Consider the following 24,064-nt stretch of genomic DNA (forward strand, 5'->3'; position numbering starts at 1 on the left):
AAGGTGCTGGCGACAAGCAAAGTGATTTGTTGATCATGTTGCCGGCAAAGGCGGCGGCAAAGAGGCCGGCCCATGGATGCCCGGCCAAGGATACGAGGCGTATCAGGCCGCCTCGATGAAGCGGATGACGGTCTCGCCATAGTTGCGTTCGTCCAGCACCGAAAAGCCGGGGCCTGGCTCGAAGGACGCCACCGCGGCCTCTTCGACCACGCACAGCGCGCCGGGGCGAAGCCAGCCGCCGGCTTTGGCCGACTGCAAGGCGCGCTCGCCAAGGCCCTTGCCATAGGGCGGGTCGGCGAAGACAAGGCCGAACGGCGCCAGCGTGCCGGCCTCGCCGAGGCCGGTGGCATCGCGGCGGAAGATCTTGGTGCGGCCGGTGAGCCCGAAGGCCTCGACATTGTCGCGGATCAGGCCACGGCCTTCCGCCGATTCCTCGATGAAGACACCGTAGGAGGCACCGCGCGACAGCGCTTCCAGTCCCAGCGCGCCGGTGCCGGCGAACAGGTCGAGCACGCGTGCCCCGTCCAATTGCTCGGCAAAGCGATGCGCCAGCACGTTGAAGACCGCCTCGCGGGTACGATCGGTCGTCGGACGGATGGCGCTCGAGCGCGGCGTCGCCAACGGACGCCCGCGAAACTCACCGCCGACGATTCTCATCTCGCTTTGGGGCCTCGGGGACCGTTGCGCGGACGCTCACCGCCGCCAGCCCCGCCCGGACGTTCGCCGCGCGGCTTGCCGAACGGCTTTGCACCGGCCGGTTTGCCATAGGTCGGTTTGAACGAGGCCTTGCGCGCCTTGGCGTCAGCCGCCTTGGCGGCGTCAGCTTCGGCCCTGCCCTTGCCGATCGGTCGCGCGCCTGGCGCCATCCAGACATTGGCCTTGCGCTGGCCGGGCGGCTCGATCGGCCGCTGCTCGCGCTCGGACTTTTTGCCACCGCCCGGCTTGCCACCAAAAGCACCACGCGGCTTGTCGCCGAAGCCACCGCGCGGTTTGTCGCCGAAATTGCCGCGCGGCTTGTCGCCAAAGCTGCGTTCGGGACGCGGGGCGCGTTCGCCAAAACTCTTCTCAGCGTTTCTGTCGGGGCTTGTCGACAGTTTGCCCAGAGCCTCATCGCGGCTGCCTTCGCGGCGCTTGCGATTCTTGATCAACCCGCCCTCGCCGATCGGGCGGCGCTCGCCATCGCGGGTGAATTTCGGCCGTTCCGGCTCCGGCTCGCGAACTTCGGTGCGCCGCACCGGCTTGTTGGAAAACGGCTTGGTGACATCGGCGTCGAAATTGGCGCCGGATTCCTCGACCAGGCGCTCGCCAAGCTGGTCGCGCAACACCCTGCCCTTGATTTCCAGCACATGGCCCTCGGCGAGGTCATCGAGTTGGAACGGCCCGTAGGAGATACGGATCAGCCGCGTCACGTCGAGGCCGAGCGAACCCAGGATGTTCCTGACTTCGCGGTTCTTGCCCTCGCGCAGGCCGATCGTCAGCCAGGCATTGGTGCCTTGCTCGCGATCGAGCGTCGCTTCGATGGCGCCGTAAAAGACGCCGTCGACGGCGATGCCTTCGCGCAGGCCGGCAAGCGCGCTTTCCTCGACCTTGCCGTGGACGCGCACGCGGTAGCGGCGCAGCCAGCCGGTGGCCGGCAGTTCGAGCACGCGCGACAGGCCGCCATCATTGGTGAGCAGCAGCAGGCCTTCGGTGTTGATGTCGAGCCGGCCGATGGTCATCAGCCGTGGCAATTCAGCCGGCAGCACGTCGAAGACGGTCTTGCGGCCCTCGGGATCGCGGTTGGTGGTGACGACGCCGGCCGGCTTGTGGAACAGGAACAGCCTTGTGCGCTCGATCGGCGGGATTTCCATACCGTCGAGATGGATGATGTCATCAGGCATCACGTTGAAGGCCGGTGAAGTCAGAGCGCGACCATTGACCTTGACGCGGCCGGCGGCAATCAGCTCCTCGGCATCGCGGCGCGAGGCGAGGCCGGCGCGGGCCAGCCGCTTGGCGATGCGCTCGCCTGCCTCTTCCGCAGCCTCGGCGGGACGCGGGCGTGGCTTGAAGCTGCCGCCTGACGCGCCTTGCGGCCGATCGTTGAAATCCCGCTTCGGGCGATCGCTGAAGTCACGCTTTGGGCGATCGACGGCGTCACGCGGGGCGCGGTCACTGAAATCGCGCTTGGGACGGTCGAAGCGCTTTTCGCCGCCCGCTGCCGCCGCAGCCGGCCGGTCGCCCCGCGGTGCATAGGGTTTGCGTGGCCCTTCGCGCTTCTCGTAGGGCTTGCGCTCGCCTTCAGCGGCCACCGGGCGGTCGCCGCGCGGCGCATAGGGCTTGCGTGGCCCCTCGCGCTTTTCATACGGTTTGCGCTCGCCTTCTGCGGCCATTGGACGATCGCCGCGCGGTGCGTAGGGCTTGCGCGGTCCTTCGCGCTTTTCATAGGGCTTGTGCTCGCCTTCGGCGGCCATTGGGCGATCGCCGCGCGGTGCATAGGGCTTGCGCGGCCCCTCGCGTTTCTCAAAAGGCTTGCCTTCGGGACGCGGGCCTTTGCTGAAAGGCTTGTCGCCGCCCTTGAAATCGCGCTTCGGCCGCTCGCCATCGGCAGCCATCGGCCGGTCGCCACGCGGTGCGTAAGGTTTCTTGGCGCCAAAGGACGGTTTGCCGCCCTTGCCCGCGGCGCCATCGCGGCTGCGCGGTCCCGCGGCTTTCGGCCCACTCTTGGCCGGCCCCTTCCTGGGTCGGAATTTCTTGTCGTTGTCGTCCATGTGGCCTTTATCCGTTTGCGCTGCTACAGCGTGGCGCATCCTTTCGGGCGCGCAACGAACGCTGTAGCACTTTTGATGTGGCGCATGATCATTTTCGAAAACCGAGTCCCGATTTTCGATGTCATGCGCTCCATAACAGGATCACCGTCAGGTGGCGAGGAGATAATCGGAGTGGAAATCGCGTGAAGCGGCCCGATTTCATGGCGCTGGCGCTGAAGGAGGCCGAAGCTGCCGCCTTGCGAGGCGAAGTGCCGGTCGGCGCCGTCATCGCCAACGGCGCTGGTGTTGTCGCCAGCGCCGGCAACCGCACACGCGAACTTGCCGACCCGACCGCGCATGCCGAGATGCTGGTCATCCGCGAAGCCTGCCGCAAACTGTCGGCCGAGCGGCTGACCGGGCACGATCTCTATGTGACGCTGGAGCCTTGCGCCATGTGCGCCGGCGCCATTTCCTTCGCCCGGCTGCGCCGGCTTTATTTCGGCGCCGCCGACGACAAGGGCGGCGCTGTGGTCAATGGCGTGCGCTTCTTCGCCTCGCCGACCTGCCACCACGCGCCCGACATCTATCCGGGCATGGGCGAGACCGAAGCAGGCCTGCTGCTTAAAGGATTTTTTCGGGAGCGGCGCGGCTGAAGCGGGCGCTACGCCCGGCGACACAATTCGGTGTTCTTACAGCCAATCGAACCAGCCGCTGCCCTTCTTGCCTTCCGCCTCTTTCTTGAGACGGCGTTCCTTCTTGTACTCGTCCTCGCCAAGCTCGTTCTGCGGCGCGGTGCCGGCCGCGACACGATACTGCACTGGAGGCTCGCTCAGATATTTGCGGGTGTTCGGATCGCCCTGCTTGCTGTCGGCGAGGCGACGCTGGATCTCGGCGGCACGGCCTTTGTCGGAATCGGCCGGTGTCCATGCCGGCGGGTGGCTCGAGCCTGACTCCGCCATCGCCCTTTTCACCGAGGCCGGATCGGTTTGCACGTCGTCGACGATCTCCGACTGATAGGCCGGGTCGTTCTGATGGGCGGTGGCATCGGCCCGCAAGCGGGCGCGGCGCTGCTCGGGCGATTCGGGCCATTCGGCGCTCGCCGTCTCGATGCTGTCCTGCGGGGCCGGCAGCGCTTCCTTCTGGCCGGGCGCCGGCTTTACAAGCGTCGGACGCGGCTTGTAGTCGATCTGTTCCTTGCGCTTCGGCGCAAATGAAAAGGCGCCTGAAATATCGCCGGCCAGCTGTTCGCCGGCGGTCTTGTCGGTGCCGTAGGTCGGAGAGCCCATGCAGCCGGACAAAGCGAGGCCCGACGCGACAAGCGGCGCCAGCAGCGCCAGGCGCGCATTATATCTCTCGGTCATGCCAAAAAGTCCCACTCTAGACAGCCTCTCGATTGCCACCAGCCTCGTGGCCGGTCCCCATCGTCCAAGCACTTGCGACGGAAATCCGGCGACAATTTGTCTTCCGGAGTTTCGCGTGTTTACCTCAACCACTCGTTAAGGGCAACGCGCGGGCGGTTTTCACCCGCCCGGCGTGGCATTTGTGCACCGATCAAGCTGGCCGGCCTGTCAAAGCCGGCCAAGCGCCTTCAATTCATGCAGCACCGCCGCATCCCTGGCCGAAACATCCGGGAATTCCGGATCCTGGCCGACATCGGCGGTGTAGCGCCATGAGCGTGCGCATTTTAACAGGCCGCGATCCTCGGCCTTCTCGACCACCACGGCGACACCCCTGACGTCGTCGATCGCGAAGGCACCAGCCGGTGCCTCGCCATGCGCGATGACCAGATCGCTGGTGATCGCCATCTCGGCCATGTCGACATCTGAAATCGCCGCTTCGAGCGCTGCATCGTTGATGGTGACGACCGGCACCGCTTCCAGCGACGATCCGATCACCTTCTGGGCGCGCGCGATCTCCAGCGCGCCGGTGACGACGCGCCGCACCTGCCGCACCTGGCGCCACTTTTCCGCCAACGCCTCGTTCTGCCAGTCCGCCGGGATTTGCGGGAACTGGTCGAGATGCACCGAGACCGCGTCGGGATGACGATCGAGCCAGGCCTCCTCCATGGTGAAGGGCAGCATCGGCGCCAGCCATTTCACCAGGCAATCGAAGAGATGGCGCACCACCTGCACCGAAGCCTTGCGCTTCAGGCTCGACGGCGCGTCGCAGTAGAGCGCGTCCTTGCGGATGTCGAAATAGAACGCCGACAGCTCGACCACCATGAAATCGAGCAGCATGCGGGTGATGCGCTTGAACTCGAAAGCGTCGTAGCCCGAGCGCACGACCTCATCGAGCTCGGCCAGCCGGTGCAGCATCAGCCGCTCCAGCTCCGGCATCTTCTCCAGCGGCACCTCTTCGCCATCGTCATGGGCGAGCGTGCCGAGCATCCAGCGGATGGTGTTGCGCAGCTTGCGGTAGGCATCGATGTTGGTCTGCAGCACGTTCTTGCCGAGCCGCTGGTCCTCCCAGTAGTCGGTCGTCACCACCCACAGACGCAGGATATCGGCGCCCGACTGCTTGATGACGTCCTGCGGCACCACGGTGTTGCCGAGCGACTTCGACATCTTGCGGCCATCCTCGTCCATGGTGAAACCATGGGTGACGACAGTATCGTAAGGCGCCCTGCCCCTGGTGCCGCAGCTTTCCAGCAGCGAGGAATGGAACCAGCCGCGATGCTGGTCGGAGCCTTCGAGATAGACGTCGGCCGGCCATTTCAGGTCAGGGCGATCCTCCAGCGTGAAGACATGCGTCGAGCCCGAATCGAACCAGACGTCGAGGATGTCCATCACCTGCTTCCATTTGGAGGCATCGTGATTGCCAAGGAAACGCTCCTTGGCGCCAGCGGCGAACCAGGCGTCGGCGCCCTCCTTCTCGAAGGCGTCCATGATGCGCTGGTTGACCGCTTCGTCCTTCAGCACATTGCCGTCGACATCGGCGAAGACGGCGATCGGCACGCCCCAGGCGCGCTGGCGCGACAGCACCCAGTCCGGGCGCTCCTCGATCATGGCGCGGATGCGGTTCTGGCCGGCGGCGGGCACGAAACGGGTTTCGTCGATGGCCTTGAGCGCCCGGCTGCGCAGCGTCGAGCCGTCGCCGAGGTCCTTGTCCATATAAACGAACCATTGCGGCGTGTTGCGGAAGATGATCGGTTTTTTGGACCGCCACGAATGCGGATAGCTGTGCTTCAGCCGGCCACGCGCGAACAGCGCGTTGCGCTTGATCAGCTCGTCGATGACGGCCTGGTTGGCGTTGCCCTTCTTGCCGTTGTCGTCGATGACGCGCGCCGGTCCACCCTCGCGGTCCGGTCCGAAACCCGGCGCGTCCTTGGTGAAGAAGCCGCCATCGTCAACGGTGAACGGGATGGCGGGATCGATGCCGCGTGCGCGCAGATCCACCGCCGCGTCCATCCAGGCGTCAAAGTCCTCGCGGCCGTGTCCGGGCGCGGTGTGGACGAAGCCGGTGCCGGCATCGTCGGTGACATGGTCACCGGCGAGCATCGGAACGGCAAATTCGTAGCCGCCGCCCAAGCCCTTGAGCGGATGTGAAAGCGTAAGGCTTCCAAGCTCTTGCGCCGAGACGCTGCGGAGACGATTCAAGGTGACCTTGGCCTTGGCCGAGGAGTCTTCGGCCAGTGCGTCGGCAAAGATCAGCTTTTCGCCCGGCTGCGGGCCGAACGCGTTCTCGGCTGCCGTGACCTCGTAGAGGCCATAATTTATACGCGGCGAATAGTTGACGGCGCGGTTGCCTGGGATCGTCCACGGCGTCGTCGTCCAGATGACGACGTGGGCCTGCAGCAGATCGAGGGCGCCCTCCGTCAGCTTGGTCTGGCCATCGTCAATGGGGCGGACAAGGCTGGCGACCGGAAACTTCACCCAGATCGTGTCGCTCTCATAGTCGTGGTATTCGATCTCGGCCTCGGCCAGCGCCGTGCGCTCGACCACGCTCCACATCACCGGCTTGGAGCCGCGATAGAGCTGGCCCGACATGGCAAATTTCAAAAGCTCGCCGGCGATGCGCGACTCGGCATGGAAAGCCATCGTCGTATAGGGGTTCTTGAAGTCGCCGATGACGCCGAGGCGCTGGAACTCGGCCCCCTGCACTGTGATCCAACCCGCGGCGAATTCGCGGCATTCCTTGCGGAACTCGTTAACCGGTACCTCGTCCTTGTTCTTGCCCTTGGCGCGGTACTGCTCCTCGATCTTCCATTCGATCGGCAGGCCGTGACAGTCCCAGCCGGGCACATAGTTCGAGTCGTAACCGCGCATCTGGAACGAGCGGGTGATGACGTCCTTGAGGATCTTGTTCAGCGCATGGCCGATATGGATGTTGCCATTGGCGTAGGGCGGGCCGTCATGCAGCACGTATTTCGTGCGGCCGGCAGCGCTCTCGCGCAGCTTGCGGTAGAGATCCATGTCCTGCCAGCGCTTGACCAGCAGCGGCTCCTTCTCCGGCAAGCCGGCGCGCATCGGGAAGTCCGTCTGCGGCAAATAAAGCGTCTTGGAATAGTCGATCGTTTCAGTTGTGTCGGTCATTGGTCTGCCATGTGCATTGCCCGGCGGGCGTACAAGCTCGGGCGTGAACTATCATGTTATGAAAAAAGCGCGAGGGGCGCGCAGAAACTCCCGGCGGCTCCGGCGGCGCTCAGGCCACCCGGAACACCGGGCCTGTAATTCGTATCGCGATCGCGAAAAGGCGCGAAAAGCTGGTCATGGCTGGGCTTTTAGCCGAAGCCACGGCAGGAATAAAGCGTCTCTCGTTCGATTCACCTACATCGTGAAATCGAAGCGGTAGGTGGTCGACACGCCGACCGTGAACTGGTTGCGGTCGCCACGCTCCTTGACCAGGCTGGAATCGGCCGCCGGTCCCATCAGGCGCGAATATTCGCCAAACAGGCTGGCGGTCATCGGCTCGGTCACCTTCCAGGTTATGGCGCCGCCAAGGCCGGTCGATTTCAGCCCGCCACCGGGATGGTATTCGCTCAGGCCCGAGGCCACCGCCTCCTGCGCGTTGACGCCATAATAGGCGTCAAAATAGTTGCCAGAGGCGAAGGAAACACGCGGTCCTCCCGAAATCCTGACGGTCGGCGTCACGTCGTAAAAGGCATCGGCGGCGATGTCGGCGACAAAGCCGTTGTGGGCGCGAATGCCGTGGCGCAGCTCGGCGCGGGCGCGCAGCCAGTCCGTCGGATAGAATTCGAAGAAGCCGCCGACTTCGCCGCCCCAGCGCACCGGATCGAGGCCCTTCAGTTCATCGGCGTTGTCGTCGTCGCGGGAAAACAGGAACTTGCCGGTCAGGCCGGCGCGGACACCGCCATCGTCGACCAGCGCCAACGAGATGTTGTCGTTGCGCGAGACAAAGCGTGCCGCCGGTCCGGCCTTGCCCAATGAGATGATGGGTTGGGCGCTCAGCATGTATTTCCTGCCGCCCTCGAAATTGGGCGCGACCAGGCCGGTGGCGCCAACGGTCAGATACCAGTCGCCGGACAGCCAGCTGCCCTCGCCCGCATTGGCGGCGCCCGCCCCGCCCAGCACCGCAGCGGCCAACACTAGAGAGATTCTTCCGACCGGACTCATGGCCACTCCACTAACACGACACACACGATTACCGATGACAGCTTTGACGGCCGTTTGGTAAAATTTGATTTAAACCCGAGACATACGCTCGCGCTTTGCCGCGATGCCGCTGCCGGTCATCGACTGGACGTTGGCCCGCGCCCGGATTACCTTCCATCCGCAGTATTCCGCAGCCCTCGATGGAGACCGCGACAATGACCCTGCATGGCGACGCCCTGAAAATCGCGATCGAACAGACACGGACAAAATGGGGATGGTTTGTCGCGCTCGGTGTGCTGCTGCTCATCTTCGGCGGCATTGCCTTCGCCAACCTGTTCGTCGCCACGGTGGCTTCCGTCTACGTCGTGGGATGGCTGATGCTGATGGCGGGCATCATCGAGATCGTGCACGCGTTCGGCGTCAAGACCTGGAGCCGCTTCTTCTACTGGCTGCTCAGCGGACTGCTGTACGCCGTTGCCGGCTTCTTCGCTTTCGGCAATCCGTTGCTTGCCTCGGCGGTGCTGACATTCCTGCTGGCGATTGCGCTGGTCGCGTCAGGGGTGCTCAGGGCCTGGGTCGGCTACAGCCATCGGCCGGAACGCGGCTGGGGCTGGATCGTCGCTGCCGGTGTCATCACCGCGCTTGCGGGCCTGATCATCGCCATGGGCTGGCCGGTCAACAGCCTGTGGGTGCTCGGTCTGTTCCTGGCGATCGATCTGATCTTCCAGGGCTGGACCTTCATCGCCGTTGGCCTGGCACTGAAGAAGTAGCTTAAAATGCCATCGCAGCGTCGAGGTCGGAGAGCGGCCTGACGCCGGCAAGCAGCGCGCGTGCCTCGGCTTCATCGCGCTTCATCTGCGCGACCAGCGCGTCGAGCCCCTCGAACTTCACCTCCGGACGCAGGAAACCGAAGAAGGAAACCTGACAAACCTCGCCATAGAGGTCGCCGGAGAAATCGAAGACAAAGGTTTCCAGCAGCGGCGCGCCGTTGTCGTCGACTGTCGGGCGTCGGCCAAAGCTGGCGACGCCGTCGTGAAGCGTGCCGTCGGCGCGGCGGAAGCGGACGGCATAGATGCCCTCCCTGAGTGCGGCTTCAGCCGACAGCCTCATATTCGCGGTTGGAAAGCCAAGGGTGCGGCCAAGCTGCTGTCCGCCGACCACCTCGCTTTCGACGGTGAACCGGTAGCCGAGCAGACCGGCGGCTTCAGCCACTTCACCCTCGCCCAGCAATCCGCGGATACGGCTGGACGACACCACCTCGGCGCCCTCGTCCCGGAACGCGTCGACGAGCGTGACGCCGAAGCCGTGACGCTCGCCGGCCGCCATCAGGTAGGCCGGGCCGCCCTGACGATCCTTGCCGAAATGGAAGTCGAACCCGGTTACGGCGTGAGTAATGCCGAGGTTCGTTTCCAGCACATCCGTCACGAACGCTTCCGCCGACAGCGAGGCGAAGTCGCGCGTGAACGGCTGCTCGACGAGCGCGGCAAAGCCCAGCAGCGACAGCAGCCGCGCCTTCATCGGCGGCGGCGTCAGCACGAACAACGGGATATCAGGCCTGAAGATCTTGCGCGGATGCGGTTCGAATGTCAGCACCAGGGCCGGCACGCCGCGCCGTCCTGCCTCCGCCGAGGCTCGCTCGAGCACCGCCTGATGGCCGCGATGGACGCCATCGAAATTGCCGATCGCCACGACGCCGCCGCGCAGGTCGGCGGGAAGCGGCGCGGTTGCCAGGATGCGCTGGAAGGCTGCCATCGTCACCTACCGAAGTCTGGGAATGACGGCCACCGGACCATAGCCATGCTTTTCCAGGAAGGCCGCCAATCTTGCCGGATCCGGTTGCAGGGCATCGCCATAGTCGCGGGCATGGATACCGCCGGAGACATAAAGAACATCGAAGCCATTGTCGGCGGCGCCCTTCACATCGGTCATCATGCCGTCGCCGATGGCCAGCACCTGGCCGCGCTCGACCGGCTGGCCAAGAATCTCGGCAACCTCCTTCATCGCGAGATTGTAGATCGGCGCGTAAGGTTTTCCAGCGATCAATGTGCGGCCGCCGAGCTGGGCATAGTCACGCGCCAGCGCGCCGGCACACCAGATGATGCGTTCGCCACGTTCGACCACGATGTCGGGATTTGCGCAGATGAAAGGCAGGTTCCTGGCGCGCAGCCGCCGCAGGAGCTCCGCGTAATCCTCGGGCTTCTCGACCTCGTCGTCGAACAGGCCGGTACAGACGACGCCGGACGCCTCGAACTCCTCGACAAGCTCGACGTCGAGACCTTCATAGAGGGTGAAGTCGCGGTCGGCGCCGATATGGAAAATCTTGCGCGGCCCTTCGGCGATCAGATCCCGGGTCACGTCGCCTGAGGTAACCACCCGGTCGTAGGCTGACGGTGGAACACCGATCGCGTTCATCTGCGCCACGACATCGGCACTTCTGCGCGGCGAATTGGTGATCAGGACGACGGGGATTTTCGCCTCTCGAGCCCTTGCCAATGCGGAGGCCGCCACAGGGAAATGCGTTTCGCCATTATGGACCACGCCCCAGACGTCGCACAGGATTGCCGAATAGGCCTTCGACACGTCTTCGAGCGAGCCGATGATTTCAGGCGAATCCGCCATGCCGTTTCCTTCAGTCATGATCGTTGCGACCGCCACGACAGACGGTTCGCCGCAGCCGGTTCGGATTAGCCGAACCATTCCGGCCTGTCACCAGCTTTCGCCAGGCACGATTGGTTAGCGGTTGGTGAAGTGCTGACCCGGCAATAGAGCGATTTGCCAAACCCGGCCTTCAGCGTTTTGTGGAAAGCTGGCGTCGATCGAGAATCCGCCGGCGGGGGCCGCTCCAAGACATGCATGGACTTTGGCGTCAGTTCTGCCGCGACCAACGCGGCAACTATGCTCTTATGACGGTCGTCGCTATGGTTCCGCTGATGGGCGCCCTGGCAATGGCCGTCGACTTCACCGAGATGAGCCGCGAAAAACAGGCGGTTTCGAACGCGCTCGATGCCGCAAACTTCGCCACGGCGCGCCGGCTGACGGAGGGTGCCACCGACGACCAGTTGAGGGCCTATGCGCTCGACTTCTTCAATGCCAACCTCAACAAGATCAATCCCGCCAATACGACGCTCACCGTCACCTTGCCAAGCAACACCACCGGCGGCGGCTTGCTCAAGATGACCGCGCGGCTGGACTACAAGCCCTATTTCTATCCGGTCTTCGGCCAGCTCGTCGGCAAATCCGAAACCGACGCCAACCAGAGGATCAGCTTCAACATCACCTCGGAAGTGCGGCTGAAGAACACTCTTGAAGTCGCCCTGGTACTCGACAATTCCGGGTCGATGACCAAGACCGGAACGGGCTCGGGGCAAACGCGCATCGACCTTCTCAAGACCGCGGCAAAACAGCTGGTCGACACGCTGGCCCAGCAGGCGGCGATGATCAAGCAGGTCGACAGGCCGGTGCAGTTCGGCCTCGTGCCGTTTGCCGCCTCGGTCAATGTCGGGCCCGGCAACGGCAATGCGCCCTGGATGGATACCGAAGGATTGTCGCCGGTATCGAACGAGAATTTCGACTGGTCGACGCTGAACGCAGCCGACAAATACGCCCAGCAGACCAACGGCATCTGGTACAAGCGCGGCACCGGATGGGGAACCGACGAAGGCCAGATGCTGACCCGGTTTTCGCTCTATCGCGACATGAAGGTCGTCACCAACCATGAGCGTGTCGTCAACAGCAAGCGCGTGGTGTGCGACGAATACAACCCGAACAACACCTGCAAACGCGACCACGACGAATACGACTACATCGACACCTATGGCCCGTTCGCCAGTTGGCAGGGCTGCGTCGAGGCCAGGCCTTATCCCTACAATGTCAACGACGCGGCGCCTTCCGGCGGCTCGGCGAACACCGGCATAGGGGTCGGCGATCCGGCGACGATGTTTGTGCCGATGTTCGCCCCGGACGAACCCGGCAACCATTGGAGGCTCACCCAGGATCCCGACGAGGCCGCGCCGACGACCTATGGCGCCATCAACAGCTGGTGGAATGACGACCCGACGAGCAGCACCGGCCAATCCCGGCTGCGCAACATGTCCAAATATTTCCAACCGAGGCCGATCAATGCGCCGGCGCTGGCCGCCGGCAACGGGCCGAACTACAGCTGCTCCACCAACCCGATCACGCCGCTGACCGATGTCAGCGTTACCACTGGGCTTACCGCGATCAAGGCCGCGATCGACCTGATGAAGCCCGATGGCGGCACCAATGTTCCCGAAGGCATGGCCTGGGGTTGGCGGGTGGTTTCGAGCGGCGAGCCGTTCACGCAAGGCCGCCCGGAAACCGAGAGAGGCAACGACAAGGTCGTCATCGTGCTGACCGACGGCGCCAATACCTACTACACGCCGTCCTCGCTCAGCCATTCCGACCCCGCCGATTCGAAATCGACCTATGCGTCCTTCGGCTATCTCAACCCAGGCTACAACGGCACTTCGGTGGGCCGCCTGTTCATGGGCACATCGAGCGCCATTGGCCAGTTCGACTATTCGAACGGCAACTACACCAACGCGCTCAACGAGCAGATGGCGACGCTTTGCAACAACGCCAAGGCAGCCAATATCATGGTGATGACGGTGGCGCTCGACCTGTCGACGACCAAAACCGCCGATCAGCAGGCGATCGAGGCGCTGAAATCCTGCTCGTCGAACTCGCGCTTCCGCAAGGATCCAACGGACGCGAGCAAGCCGGCAAAACTGTTCTGGAATGCCACCGGCGCCAGCTTGTCGAACGATTTCAAGGAAATCGGCAACGAATTGTCGAACCTGCGCATCGTCGGCTGATCCTCAGGCTTCGGGGGCTGGCTGGAACAACGGCTGGCGCCGCCATGCACTTGCGCGCGCCTCCCGGGACAGGCACATCTTGGCCGCCTGCCGGATCGCGCGTCCATTCGCGGCGCGCTGGGGAAGAACAGATGCCCGAAACAGCCAATCATCTCGCCTTCGCGCTGGTCTGCCTCGGCATGGTGCTGACGCCTGGCCCCAACATGATCTATTTGATCTCGCGTTCCCTGTCGCAGGGGCCGAAGGCGGGGCTCATCTCGCTTGGCGGCGTGGCGCTCGGCTTTGTCTTCTATGTACTGGCGGCGGCATTCGGCATCACCGCGCTGCTGCTCGCAGTGCCCTACGCCTATGATGCGCTGCGCTTTGCCGGCGTGCTCTATCTCCTGTGGCTGGCCTGGCAGGCGGTGAAGCCGGGCGGACGCTCGCCATTCGAAGTGCGCGAATTGCCGAGGGACCGGCCGCGCAAGCTTTTCGCCATGGGCCTGATGACCAATCTGCTCAATCCGAAGGTGGCCGTGCTCTATCTGTCGCTGTTGCCGCAGTTCATCAGCCCCGGCAAGGGTCACGTCCTGTCGCAGCTCCTGGTGCTCGGCGCGACACAGATCTCGATCAGCCTCAGCGTCAATGCCGTCATCGCGGTAACGGCCGGTTCAATCGCCACCTTTCTCGCCGGACGGCCCTTGTGGCTGGTCATCCAGCGCTGGATGATGGGAACCGTGCTGGCGGCTCTTGCGCTGAAGATGGCGACAGACGCGCAGCGCTGAGAGTGCAAACCGGCGGTCGCCGCTGTCAGCCGCCGAAGACTTCTTTCAGGAATGCATGAGAGGCAAGGATGGATTGCTCGGCAGCATTGTACTGACCATAGGCCTCGATGCCGGTCTTCAATCCTGCGGAGTCAAATCCGTGACGAGCACCCGGGTAGACGTCAAGCTGCACAGAGCTTCCCTTGCCGCTGCGCTGCGTCATCATCTCCTGGCAATTTTTGGCGGGGGTCCGATCGTCCAGCTCGCCGATCAGGATCAAGGTCGGGACCGCCATGTCGCCATTCGTTGCCGAACAATCCGGATAGTAGGCGATCGCAGCCTTGAATTTGCGCTCCATAAGCCGCTCGTCTCCACCAGACTGCAAGGCCTCGAGCGTTGCGTTCCCGCCAGCGGAGAACCCCATCAACGCAATGCGCCGCGGGTCGACAAAACTGTATTTTGATAGGTATTCCAGAGCGCCGTAGGCGTCATATACGCGATCAACAGGGTGGAGGCCATCACAGGTCTCCTTAATGCCGCGGGTGCTGAAGCTGTCGACGACGAGGACGACGTAACCCCAGGAAGACAGTCGCTCGGACCAGGTTTTCCTTACACTTCGGGGCAAACCTGAACATCCGTGCAGAACCACGACAGCCGGGAACGGCCCCTCACCCGGCGGACGCGTTAAATACCCCTGCAGCGGCGTGCCGGGAACGGCCCTCGGGACGTTGCCGCCCGCTTGCGCAATGCGCTTCTGAAATGGCGTTGGCTCCGAAGCCGCGCTTTCAAACTGCACCGGCTGGTCAGCGCGCGCTGGCGCGGCATGCAGATAGCTACCGATACAAAGGCAGGTCAGACAGACGACCTTGTTGGGCAGTCTCGGCAGGGTGAAGGCCATGGGTGCCTGCTTCGTTACATCGGCCGTCTTATCTGCTGTGCCCGCTCCGGCTCGACCACCTTGCGGTAGAGATGCCAGGTGGCATGGCCGAGCACCGGCATGACGACGGCGAGCCCGGCAAACAGCGGGATCGAACCGATCACCAGAAGCACGGCGACCAGCAAGCCCCACAGCGCCATTTGCAGCGGGTTGGCCATCACCGCCCGGGCCGAGGTCTCGATGGCTGAGACGGCGCCGACGTCGCGGTCGAGCAGCAGCGGGAAGGCAACCACAGTGGTGGCCAGCACGATTACGGCAAAGACAAAGCCCGCGGCATTACCGGCAAGGATCAGCGTCCAGCCCTTACTGGTGGTCAGCACGTCGCGGATGAAGCCGCCGATCGAGGCCGGCGGCTGGTCTCCGAACAGGCCAGTGTAGATCGATTGCGCGGTGTAGAGCCACAACAGGAACAGCGCCACCAGCATGACGCCGATGACGGCGATCGACGGGATCGCGGACGAGCGCCGGACATCAAACGCGTGCCGCCAGGAGGTGTTCATGCCGAGCTCGCGCCGGCGGCTGATCTCGTAAAGGCCGAGCGCCGCAAACGGCCCGACCAGAGCGAAACCCGACATCAGGGGATAGATGAGCTGGATGGCATTGGCGCCGGACGTCCACTGCGTCAGGATCAGGCCGACGATGGGATAGATCAGGCACAGGAACACGTAGTGCGATGGTTTTGCCCAGAAATCCTCGAACCCGAGACGCAACGCATCCCAAAGGTCCGACGTGGTGATGCGGCGCACCGTCGGCTGCACATGCATTCCACGTGCGTCCGCCATGACATGAAAGCCGGCCATAACCTTCCTCCCGTGTGTCGGGGCGGTCACCGCCTGGATGGCCGCCAGAGCTGCCACTTCAAGATCGAGAAGCATGATAGCAGAGTTGGCGGCGATTGTCGCCGGGTCAATGGCCTGGGGAGCAACTCCTCGTTGTGTTCAACTCTCCGTATGGCCTCTCATATGGCGTACCTTGGCAGACCTTCGTTTTGGCCAATCATTGTGCTGCATTTTAGCATTTACGCATTTTAGCATTTACTTAAATTACTCGTAGGGATCCCTGGCGTATCACCTGAGCTTTACGAGTTTCGGCGAGGGACTATGTTCGCATTGAAAGCCTTCTGGTCTTCGGAGCGCGGCAACTTTGCCATAACGACCGCCTTCGCTATGCTGCCAATAATGATTGGTTTGGCCGGCGCCGTCGATCTGATCGGCACGAGCCATGACGCCTCGCAACTCCAGAACTCGCTGGACGCGGCTGGGCTCGCCATCGGCACGAAGTTCTCTCCCGATATGGCGGCTGGCGATGTCCAGCAGCTTGGGCTGCAGTTCTTCGCCGCCAATATGAGCGCGGCCGACCAGCAGGAATATTTGGGCAGCGTCTCCGCTTTCGCGGCAACGGCAAGCGGCAGTCCAAGCGCCTACTTTATCTCGCTGTCGTCCAGCATAAGCCGCCCAAGCTTCATCAGCGCCTCGGCCCCCTGGCAGGCCTACCGCTCGGCCTCGGTCAAGATAAAACCTGGCGCGCAGGCCTGCGTGCTGGCGCTCGATCCGCATGCGTCCGCCGCCGTGAACCTGCAGGGCTCGACCAACGTCTCGATGGACAATTGCGTGATCGCGGCGAACTCGGACGCGTCGGATTCCGTCAACAGGGGTGGTTCCGCACTGGTTTCGGCCGGCTGTGTCTCAACCGTCGGTGGCACCAGCGGGCTGTTGCCACCCAGCGCCAGTCTCGCCTGCGGAACGCCGCACGAACATAGGTACGCATCCTTTGATCCATTGGCCGACGTCGTTCCTCCCCCTTACACATTGTGTTTGCCTGTCCCGAACGGCAAAACCTACACGCTGTCGCCCGGCACTTATTGCGACAAGACATTATCGGGGAACATCACGCTTAATCCGGGCGTCTACATCATGCGCGGCACCACCATAAAGCCAGGGGGAAACGGCAGCCTGACTGGCCAGGGCGTGACCATTTTCCTCATGGAAAGCGCTCAGATCTACATAAATGCCAATGAGAAGGTGAACCTTTCCCCGCCCACCAGCGGCCCTTATGCTGGCATCACCATTTTCCAGGATCACGGCAACACGTCTGCCCTGACATTGAATGGTGGCGCAAATTCCGTGCTCAGCGGTTTCATCTACGCGCCGGACGCGCCCATTTCCTACGCCGGCAATTCTGATATGAGCGCCCAGGGCGACTGTCTCAGGCTTGTCGGCAATACGATACAGATGACCGGGAACTCGTCCGTCAAGTCCGACTGCGCGGCGGCGCTTGGAAATCGCACAATGTATGCCGATCGGATGATCACTCTGGTGAAATGAGAGACAACCTGACGTGCGGCGGCGCCAGCGGTAGCGTTGAGAAAAATGGCGGTAACGCACGGCCGGATCGGTTTCGATGCGAGGCGCAATCCGGCCAGCCTGGGATAGGCAGCGCCGTCGATCGCCTGGTGAAATTCCGCCCAGCATGCCACGCCGATCAGCGTTGTACCGGCCAGCGTCAGTCTGTCGCCCCCTCTTCGATTTTCGCCGCCCTGCCCGGCAAAAGCCATGATCGCTATTATCTCAGAGGCATGACCATAGCGAAAATCGAAACCCACCCGATCCCGAAGCTGAACAGGCGCATGGTGCTGACCGGCCTCGCAGCCCTGGCGGGGCTCGCCGCCTGCAGCACCGTTTCACTGCCAACCGGCGAAGGCGCCGGGGTCTCCTCCTCCGCCACCAGCACGCTGGCCAGCATCCGCGCCTCGGCCGGGCTCGCGCCGCTGGTCCCCGACCGGCAGCTCGAACAGGCCGCCCTGCAGCAGGCAGGCTACATGGCGCAGCGCCGCCGCATGAGCCACACCACCGGCTGGGGCAAGGATTTCGCCTCGCGCGTCAGGGACAATAGAATTTCCGGTGCCGCGGCGGAGAACATCGCCGAGGGTCGTTTCGACCTCGATAAGCTGTTCGACATCTGGGTGCATTCACCAGGCCATCGCCGCAACATGCTCGACCCGCGCTTCACACGCTTCGGCCTTGCCTATGTGCGCGACGGCAGCGACAGCAAGCTCCGTTACTGGAGCCTCGTGCTCGGAAAATAGGAAAACGTGCCGGTTCGGTGCGCCACACCCAAGACGATTTGATGGAAAGCTAGTCCATATGCGCCGCCGGCGCGCCGCCGGCTGGCGCCTGCTTCGGCTTGCGCAGCAGGAAAACAAACGGGATGGCAAGCAGTGTCATCACCATGAGTATTTTGAAGTCGTTGACGTAGGAGATCATCATGGCCTGGAGATTGACCATGCGATCGACCTGCGAGAGCGCCGTTGGGTCGCCGCCTGCGGCCGCCGGCGAGACAGCCCACAGATTGGGGTTGAACGGATTGATGAAGGCCGAAAGCTCGGCATGGTTGATCTGCGTGTTGCGCACCATCAACACCGTCACGACCGACACGCCGATCGACGAGCCAAGATTGCGCACCAGGCTGAACAGAGCCGTGGCATCGGTGCGGAAGCGCACGTCAAGCGTGGCGAAGGCGACGGTCGACAACGGCACGAACACCATCCCCATGCCCAGGCCCTGGATGACGCCGGAGCTGATGATCAGCCAATTGTCCATCTGCGGGGTGAAGCTGGACATGGTGTAGAGCGACTGCGCGGTCAGCAGGAAGCCGATGACGACGAGGATCCTGGCGTCAATCCTGCTCATGAGCCGCCCGACGACGAGCATCGAGATCATGGTGCCGACGCCGCGTGGCCCCATGACGATGCCGATGGTGACGGTCGGATAGCCGAAGATGGTCGACAGCATCGGCGGCAGCAGCGACATGCTCGCCAGGATGAGCACACCCATGACGAAGATGAATGCGAGCCCGGTCACGAAATTGCGGTCGAGGAAGATCTTGGGATCGATGAAGGGGTGCTCGGCCGTCATGGTGTGAATGATGAACACCCAGAAGCCGGTGAGCGAAAGACCAAGTTCGATCCAGATCTCGACCGAGGAAAACCAGTCGACCTCGCCGCCGCGGTCGAGCAGCAGCTGAAGCGCGCCGACGCCGAGCGATATCATGGCGAAGCCGAAGAAATCGAAGCCGCGCACGCGCCGCGCGATAGCCGGCAAATAAGCGGCCATACCGAGAAAGGCGACGATGCCGACCGGCAGATTGATGAAGAACACCCAACGCCAGTTGAAATTCTCGGTCAGCCAGCCACCGAGTGTCGGGCCCAGAATCGGACCCAGCATGATACCGGCGCCCCAGATGGCCATCGCCTGGCCATGGCGTTCCCTGGGATTGATGTCGAGCAGGAAGGTCTGCGACAGAGGCACGATCGCGGCGCCGAACACGCCTTGCATCAGCCGGAAGAACACCATGGTCTCCAGGCTCCAGGCGATGCCGCACAGCATCGAAAACACGGTGAAGCCGACCACCGCCGTCAGGAACAGTTCCTTGCGGCCGAAGCGATCGGCCAGCCAGCCGGTGACCGGCGTCATGATGGCGGCGGCAACGATGTAGGAGGTCAGCACCCAATTGATGTTGTCAGGCGAGGCGCCGAGATCGCCGGTCATGGTCGGCAGCGCGACGTTGGCGATCGTCGTGTCGAGCGCCTGCATGATCGTCGCCAACATGAGCGCGACCGTGATCAGGCCGCGATGCGGCACTTCTTTGAAGGGTTCGGGCGTGCTCATGGCGTGGAACTTCCAGCAGGTAACAAAAACGTGTACAAGGGGTTTCCGGGCGGCAACGCCTTCCGTTGAGAGACCCTCGTCGCGGTGGGACGCGATTGTCGATGTGGGGGTTACATCGACTGAAAGTCTCTGATCAGCGGATGCCTGCCGCCCGGAAACATGAGGACCGACGGGTCCGCGTCGGAGATTTCAGACTTCGGCCAGGCCGCTATGCGGCGTGCCCAAACGCTGATCCTTCCAGCTCCTCCCATCAGACCAATCCTGCTATTCACCTCCGCCGCTGGTCCTGCGGCATTCTGTTGACGTTACTGCGCGGCCTCGCCGGCCGTGGCGTGACCGAAGATCGAAGGCAGGCCACGCGCCACGCCGGTGTCGACGGTAACGGTGGCGCTCATGCCGGTGCGCAACGCCATCTTGGCGTCCGCATCGGTCAGTTCGAGACGAACCGGGATGCGCTGTGTGACCTTGACCCAGTTGCCGGTGGCATTCTGGGCCGGCAGCAGCGAGAACTCGGCTCCCGTGCCGGCGCCGATCGCCTTGACCGTCGCCTCGAAGGTGCGCCCCGGATAGGTGTCGACCACGATCTCGGCCTTCTGGCCGGGCTTCATGTGGGTGAGCTGCGTTTCCTTGAAATTGGCATCGATCCAAGTGTCGCCGGTCTCGACCAGCGAAAACAGCGGCGTGCCGGAACCGACATACTGGCCGACCTTGAACGACGAGGCCTGGCTGACGATGCCGTCAGCCGGCGCCTTGACCGTGGTCTGCGCCAGGTCGTAGGCGGCCTTGTCGCGCGCGGCGAGCGCGGCCATCACGGTCGGATGCTTGTCGGTTTCGATGTCGGGATTGCCGCCAAGGGCTGCCTTGGCGCTGATGATGCCTTGCTCGGCAACGGCGAGCTGCTGCTTGGCCTTGTCGAGATCGTTCTTGGCTTCGTCCAGCGACGATTTGGCGTTGATGCCCTTCTGGGCAAGATCGGCGGCGCGGTCGAACTGCGACTGGGCGAAGGCGACCTGGCTGGCATCGGACTTCTGCTGAGCCATCGACTGGCCATAGGCGGCGCGCAACTGCTCGACATTGAGACGCGCGCCCGCCACCGCCGCGTCGGCCTGCGCCAACGCGATCCGGTAGGGCTCGGGGTCGATGGCAAACAGCTCGTCACCCTGCTTGACCAGCTGGTTATCGAAGATGTCGACCTTGACGATGCGGCCGGCCGTGTCGGAAGCGATCGACACCTTGGCCTGCTGCAGATTGGCGTTCTCGGTCTCCTGATAGCGGCCGCCGGTAACCCAGACATAGCCGCCGCCAACAGCCAATGCCGCAGGCAGCGCGACCATCAGCAGGAAGCGGCCCAGCCGGCGCTTTTTCTTCACCGGCGCCGGAGCCGGCTGCACCGGGGGAGCAACGGTCGCCGGGGCCGCGGCCGGCTGCGCCGGCGCTTCCATTTCCAGTTCGGTCACTTTCTCGTCTATCTTGGCTACCGCGTTCATGCTGCTGCGCCCTCTGTGTTCTTCACTTTTTCAATGGACGGCGTCTCGTCGTCGGTCAGGTTGCGGACCATCGCCTCAAGTCCCTCGACGAGGATGCGACGGGCTTCCGGTTTCACGTTGACAAGCGATTCCTCATAGACTTCCCCGGCAATGCTCTTGATCACGGCGTAGGCATCGCTTGCCTTGGGCGTCAGGAAGATCATGCGGACGCGGCGATCGGCAGCGTCGGAACGACGCTCGATCCAGCCTCCCTCCTCCATGCGGTCGACCAGGCGCGAAACGCTGATCGGCTCGATTTCGAGAAGTTCGGCCAGCCGCGCCTGCGCGACACCGTCTTCCTTGGCAACGCGGACCAGAAGCCGCCATTGCGCCGAAGAAAGCCCCAAGCCACTGGCCCTCGCCTCGAAGCGCTTGCGCATCAGGCGCTGCACGTCGTGGATCAAGAAGCCCAATCTGTCGATGCCATCGGAAACCATGAGCGGGATATATAATAAGCGTGCTCACTATTCAAGGTGCCGCAGTGCACACAAAGCCGACAAATGTGCATGACAGCTTTGCCGGGCCAATCATGGTTATCGATTTGCGAACGCATGATGGCCGCGCCGCCTCTCCGCTGGTCGCGTCTGGCATATTGATGTACAGCCGCTGAACAGGATCGGGGGATCAACGCAATGCCGACGCTTTACGCTCTCAAGCCGGCCTTCCAGGGCCGACTGCGGCCGCTGGTCAATCGGCTGGCGGCCATCGGGGTCACCGCAAACAGCATAACCATCCTGGCGGCCGCGATGTCGATAGCCGCCGGCGCGGCCATTGCGATCCGGCATGAATGGCGCTGGCTGCTGTTGCTTATCCCCGTGGTGATGTTCGTGCGCATGGCGCTGAATGCCGTGGACGGCATGCTGGCGCGCGAGCATGGCCAAGCCTCGACGCTCGGCATGTATCTTAACGAGTTGTGCGACGTCGTTTCGGACCTCGCGCTGATCTTGCCTTTTGCCGTCTTTCCGGAATTTGGCGCATGGGGCGTCGTCGCCTTCGCAATATCGGCGGTGCTGACCGAGTTTGCCGGCGTGCTCGGCATCGCCGCCAAGATCGGCCGCAACTATGCCGGGCCGTTCGGCAAGAGCGACAGGGCGCTGGCGCTTGGCGTCGTCGCCGTGCTGTGCGCCCCAGGGCTGTGGCCGGCATCGATCGCGCCATTTGTGTTTCCGGCCATGGCAACGCTTTCGCTGCTGACCGCCATAAACCGGATACGCGCCGGGCTTATTGGCAGCGCCAGCTGAGCATCGAGGCTCGCCATGCCGCCAGTGGGGCCGCCAGAGGGAAAGACCATGATGCACGAACCGGTCGCCGCCGCGGCCACGGAAAGCCTTGCGCGGCAAGCGCAGGAGCGGGTCTTCCGCAGCCATGACGGGACGGAGATCTTCTACCGATTCTGGCCGGCGGCTTCGGCCGATGCCAAAGGCGCGATGGTGCTCTTCCATCGCGGCCACGAGCATGGCGGCCGCATGGCCCATCTCGTCGATGAATTGCGGATGCCGGACCACGCCTTCTATGCCTGGGATGCCCGCGGCAATGGCCGTTCGTCCGGCGAGCGCGGCTATGCCCCGTCCTTCTCGGCGCTGGTGCGCGACATCGACTGCTTCATGCGCGAGATCGCTGAAAGGGATGGCTTCGCCACGCGCGATATCGCGCTGATCGCGCAGTCCTTCGGCGCCGTTCTGGCCGCCGCCTGGGTGCATGACTATGCGCCGAAGCTGCGCGCCATGGTGCTGGCCTCACCGGCCTTCTCGGTAAAACTCTACGTGCCCTTCGCCAAGGAGGGCATAGCGCTCTGGCAGAAGATCAAGGGCCGCTTCTTCGTCAATTCCTACGTCAAGGCGAAATTCCTGACCCATGATCCCGTGCGAATCGCCTCTTTCGAGAGCGATCCACTGATCACGCGGCCGATCGCTTCCAACATCCTGGTCGAACTCTATCAGCATGCAGCCCGCATCGTTGCGGACGCCCGCGCCATCACCGCGCCGACGCAGCTTCTGCTTTCGGGCAGCGATTGGGTCGTGCGCCACGGCCCGCAGCACGAGTTCTTCGTCAATCTCGGCAGCCGCATCAAGGAACGTCATGTGCTGCCGGGCTTCTTCCACGACACGCTGGGCGAACGCGACCGGGCAAAGGCCCTCGACCTGATCCGGCCGTTCCTGGCCAGGCAGTTCGCGGCACCGGATGCGCCGGTCGACCTGAAGCAGGCGGACATTGCCGGCTACACACGCGACGAGGCCGACCGGCTTGCTTCACCGCTCGCGTTGATGTCGCCAAAGGGCCTCTATTGGGCATTCAGCCGCGCCTCCATCCGCATGGGCGCCTGGGTCTCCCAAGGCATGAAGACCGGCATTGCCACCGGCTTCGATTCCGGCTCGACGCTGGATTATGTCTACGAAAACGACGCGCGCGGACTTACGCCCCTTGGCCGCGTCGTCGACCGTGTCTTCCTGGAAGCTATCGGCTGGCGCGGCATCCGCCAGCGCAAGCTGCATCTCGAAGAACTGATCGGCTCTTGCCTGGCAACGCTCAAGACCACTGGCCGGCCAGTGCATATTCTCGACATCGCCGCCGGCCACGGCCGCTATGTTCTCGATGCCATCGTGAAGAGCCCCGACCAGCCGGCGAGCGTGCGTCTGCAGGATTATTCCGACCTCAACGTGCAGCTTGGCCGCAAGCTGATCACGGAGCGGCAATTGCCGGCTGACGTCACGTTCCAGCGCGCCGACGCTTTCGATGCCGACGTGCTCGCCAACGCCGATCCGGCGCCGGACCTCGCCATCGTTTCCGGCCTCTACGAGCTATTCTCGGACAATGCGATGATCGCCCGGTCGCTCGGTGGATTGGCCAGCGCCATGCAGCCGGGCAGCCTGTTGCTCTACACCAACCAGCCTTGGCACCCGCAGCTCGAGATGATCGCCCGCAGCCTGACCTCGCATCGCGGCGGCGAGGCCTGGGTGATGCGCCGGCGCACGCAAGGCGAAATGGACCAGTTCGTCGAAGCCGCCGGTTTCGAAAAGCTCGACCAGCGCATCGACCAATGGGGCATCTTCACCGTCTCGCTCGCGCGGCGCCGCTGAG

At 63.6% G+C, this 24,064-nt stretch carries 20 protein-coding genes; 8 read left to right on the plus strand and 12 right to left on the minus strand.

Features of this window, described 5'->3' with window-relative positions:
• Positions 1-102: 102 nt before the first annotated feature.
• A complete protein-coding gene (gene rsmD / locus EOC83_RS11385; RefSeq protein ID WP_024504838.1) occupies positions 103-657 on the minus strand; it encodes a 16S rRNA (guanine(966)-N(2))-methyltransferase RsmD in 555 nt (184 codons plus the stop codon).
• A complete protein-coding gene (locus tag EOC83_RS11390) occupies positions 654-2,747 on the minus strand; it encodes a pseudouridine synthase (RefSeq protein WP_063167721.1) in 2,094 nt (697 codons plus the stop codon). Before EOC83_RS11390 ends, rsmD begins: the two co-directional genes overlap by 4 nt.
• A gap of 182 nt (positions 2,748-2,929) precedes the next feature.
• On the opposite strand from EOC83_RS11390, the gene EOC83_RS11395 reads away from it, so the two are divergent.
• On the plus strand, positions 2,930-3,379 hold the full coding sequence (locus tag EOC83_RS11395; RefSeq protein ID WP_013532358.1) for a nucleoside deaminase: 450 nt from the start codon (positions 2,930-2,932) through the stop codon (positions 3,377-3,379).
• Positions 3,380-3,415: 36 nt separating this feature from the next.
• On the opposite strand, the gene EOC83_RS11400 is transcribed toward EOC83_RS11395, so the two are convergent.
• The 3 genes from EOC83_RS11400 to EOC83_RS11410 all read right to left on the minus strand — a co-directional run bounded on the left by EOC83_RS11400 (position 3,416) and on the right by EOC83_RS11410 (position 8,299).
• Entirely contained in the window at positions 3,416-4,087 is a 672-nt protein-coding gene (locus tag EOC83_RS11400) for a hypothetical protein (RefSeq protein ID WP_013532359.1), read from the minus strand.
• Between the two features lie 207 nt (positions 4,088-4,294).
• Positions 4,295-7,258, minus strand: coding sequence for an isoleucine--tRNA ligase (ileS, locus tag EOC83_RS11405; protein ID WP_063167720.1), 2,964 nt, complete (start codon positions 7,256-7,258; stop codon positions 4,295-4,297).
• A gap of 234 nt (positions 7,259-7,492) precedes the next feature.
• Positions 7,493-8,299, minus strand: a complete 807-nt coding sequence (locus tag EOC83_RS11410; RefSeq protein WP_024504841.1) for a MipA/OmpV family protein — start codon at positions 8,297-8,299, stop codon at positions 7,493-7,495.
• A gap of 194 nt (positions 8,300-8,493) precedes the next feature.
• Here EOC83_RS11410 and EOC83_RS11415 point away from each other — a divergent pair, with 194 nt between their 5' ends.
• Positions 8,494-9,048 carry an HdeD family acid-resistance protein gene (locus EOC83_RS11415; RefSeq protein WP_013532362.1) on the plus strand — a complete coding sequence of 185 codons (555 nt, stop codon included), beginning with the start codon at positions 8,494-8,496 and terminating at the stop codon, positions 9,046-9,048.
• 1 nt (position 9,049) lies between these two features.
• Here the strand turns inward: EOC83_RS11415 and EOC83_RS11420 are convergent, their stop codons facing one another.
• Both EOC83_RS11420 and EOC83_RS11425 read right to left on the minus strand, forming a co-directional pair.
• Complete coding sequence (locus EOC83_RS11420) at positions 9,050-10,030, minus strand: bifunctional riboflavin kinase/FAD synthetase (protein WP_063170200.1); 981 nt, start codon at positions 10,028-10,030, stop codon at positions 9,050-9,052.
• 6 nt (positions 10,031-10,036) lie between these two features.
• Positions 10,037-10,897: a TIGR01459 family HAD-type hydrolase gene (locus EOC83_RS11425; protein WP_063170199.1), complete on the minus strand. Its 861-nt coding sequence runs from the start codon at positions 10,895-10,897 to the stop codon at positions 10,037-10,039.
• A gap of 230 nt (positions 10,898-11,127) precedes the next feature.
• Here EOC83_RS11425 and EOC83_RS11430 point away from each other — a divergent pair, with 230 nt between their 5' ends.
• The gene (locus tag EOC83_RS11430) at positions 11,128-13,113 is read left to right on the plus strand and encodes a TadE/TadG family type IV pilus assembly protein (protein WP_027163218.1); all 1,986 of its coding nucleotides are present in this window, start codon (positions 11,128-11,130) and stop codon (positions 13,111-13,113) included.
• Positions 13,114-13,244: 131 nt separating this feature from the next.
• Positions 13,245-13,877, plus strand: a complete 633-nt coding sequence (locus tag EOC83_RS11435; RefSeq protein WP_024504845.1) for a LysE family translocator — start codon at positions 13,245-13,247, stop codon at positions 13,875-13,877.
• A gap of 25 nt (positions 13,878-13,902) precedes the next feature.
• Here the strand turns inward: EOC83_RS11435 and EOC83_RS11440 are convergent, their stop codons facing one another.
• Both EOC83_RS11440 and EOC83_RS11445 read right to left on the minus strand, forming a co-directional pair.
• Positions 13,903-14,754 (minus strand): dienelactone hydrolase family protein, encoded by an 852-nt coding sequence (locus EOC83_RS11440; protein ID WP_063167719.1) that lies wholly within the window; start codon positions 14,752-14,754, stop codon positions 13,903-13,905.
• Positions 14,755-14,768: 14 nt separating this feature from the next.
• Complete coding sequence (locus EOC83_RS11445; RefSeq protein WP_013532367.1) at positions 14,769-15,593, minus strand: DUF2189 domain-containing protein; 825 nt, start codon at positions 15,591-15,593, stop codon at positions 14,769-14,771.
• A gap of 300 nt (positions 15,594-15,893) precedes the next feature.
• Between EOC83_RS11445 and EOC83_RS11450 the strand changes: the two genes are divergently transcribed.
• Positions 15,894-17,117, plus strand: a complete 1,224-nt coding sequence (locus EOC83_RS11450; protein ID WP_027163217.1) for a TadE/TadG family type IV pilus assembly protein — start codon at positions 15,894-15,896, stop codon at positions 17,115-17,117.
• A 251-nt stretch (positions 17,118-17,368) separates the two neighbouring features.
• Entirely contained in the window at positions 17,369-17,878 is a 510-nt protein-coding gene (locus EOC83_RS11455) for a CAP domain-containing protein (RefSeq protein WP_063167718.1), read from the plus strand.
• A 49-nt stretch (positions 17,879-17,927) separates the two neighbouring features.
• Here the strand turns inward: EOC83_RS11455 and EOC83_RS11460 are convergent, their stop codons facing one another.
• The 3 genes from EOC83_RS11460 to EOC83_RS11470 all read right to left on the minus strand — a co-directional run bounded on the left by EOC83_RS11460 (position 17,928) and on the right by EOC83_RS11470 (position 21,423).
• Positions 17,928-19,460, minus strand: coding sequence for a DHA2 family efflux MFS transporter permease subunit (locus EOC83_RS11460; RefSeq protein ID WP_013532370.1), 1,533 nt, complete (start codon positions 19,458-19,460; stop codon positions 17,928-17,930).
• 305 nt (positions 19,461-19,765) lie between these two features.
• Positions 19,766-20,947, minus strand: a complete 1,182-nt coding sequence (locus EOC83_RS11465) for an HlyD family secretion protein (RefSeq protein ID WP_013532371.1) — start codon at positions 20,945-20,947, stop codon at positions 19,766-19,768.
• Positions 20,944-21,423, minus strand: coding sequence for a MarR family transcriptional regulator (locus EOC83_RS11470; RefSeq protein WP_063167717.1), 480 nt, complete (start codon positions 21,421-21,423; stop codon positions 20,944-20,946). The genes EOC83_RS11465 and EOC83_RS11470 overlap by 4 nt, the downstream gene beginning before the upstream one ends.
• A 195-nt stretch (positions 21,424-21,618) precedes the next feature.
• Between EOC83_RS11470 and EOC83_RS11475 the strand changes: the two genes are divergently transcribed.
• Together EOC83_RS11475 and EOC83_RS11480 are read left to right on the plus strand one after the other, a co-directional pair.
• Entirely contained in the window at positions 21,619-22,227 is a 609-nt protein-coding gene (locus EOC83_RS11475) for a CDP-alcohol phosphatidyltransferase family protein (protein ID WP_063167716.1), read from the plus strand.
• Positions 22,228-22,275: 48 nt separating this feature from the next.
• On the plus strand, positions 22,276-24,063 hold the full coding sequence (locus tag EOC83_RS11480) for a bifunctional alpha/beta hydrolase/class I SAM-dependent methyltransferase (RefSeq protein WP_181172674.1): 1,788 nt from the start codon (positions 22,276-22,278) through the stop codon (positions 24,061-24,063).
• The last annotated feature ends 1 nt before the right edge of the window (position 24,064 follow it).

It is taken from the genome of Mesorhizobium sp. Primo-A, assembly GCF_003997175.1.
GTDB lineage: Bacteria > Pseudomonadota > Alphaproteobacteria > Rhizobiales > Rhizobiaceae > Mesorhizobium > Mesorhizobium ciceri.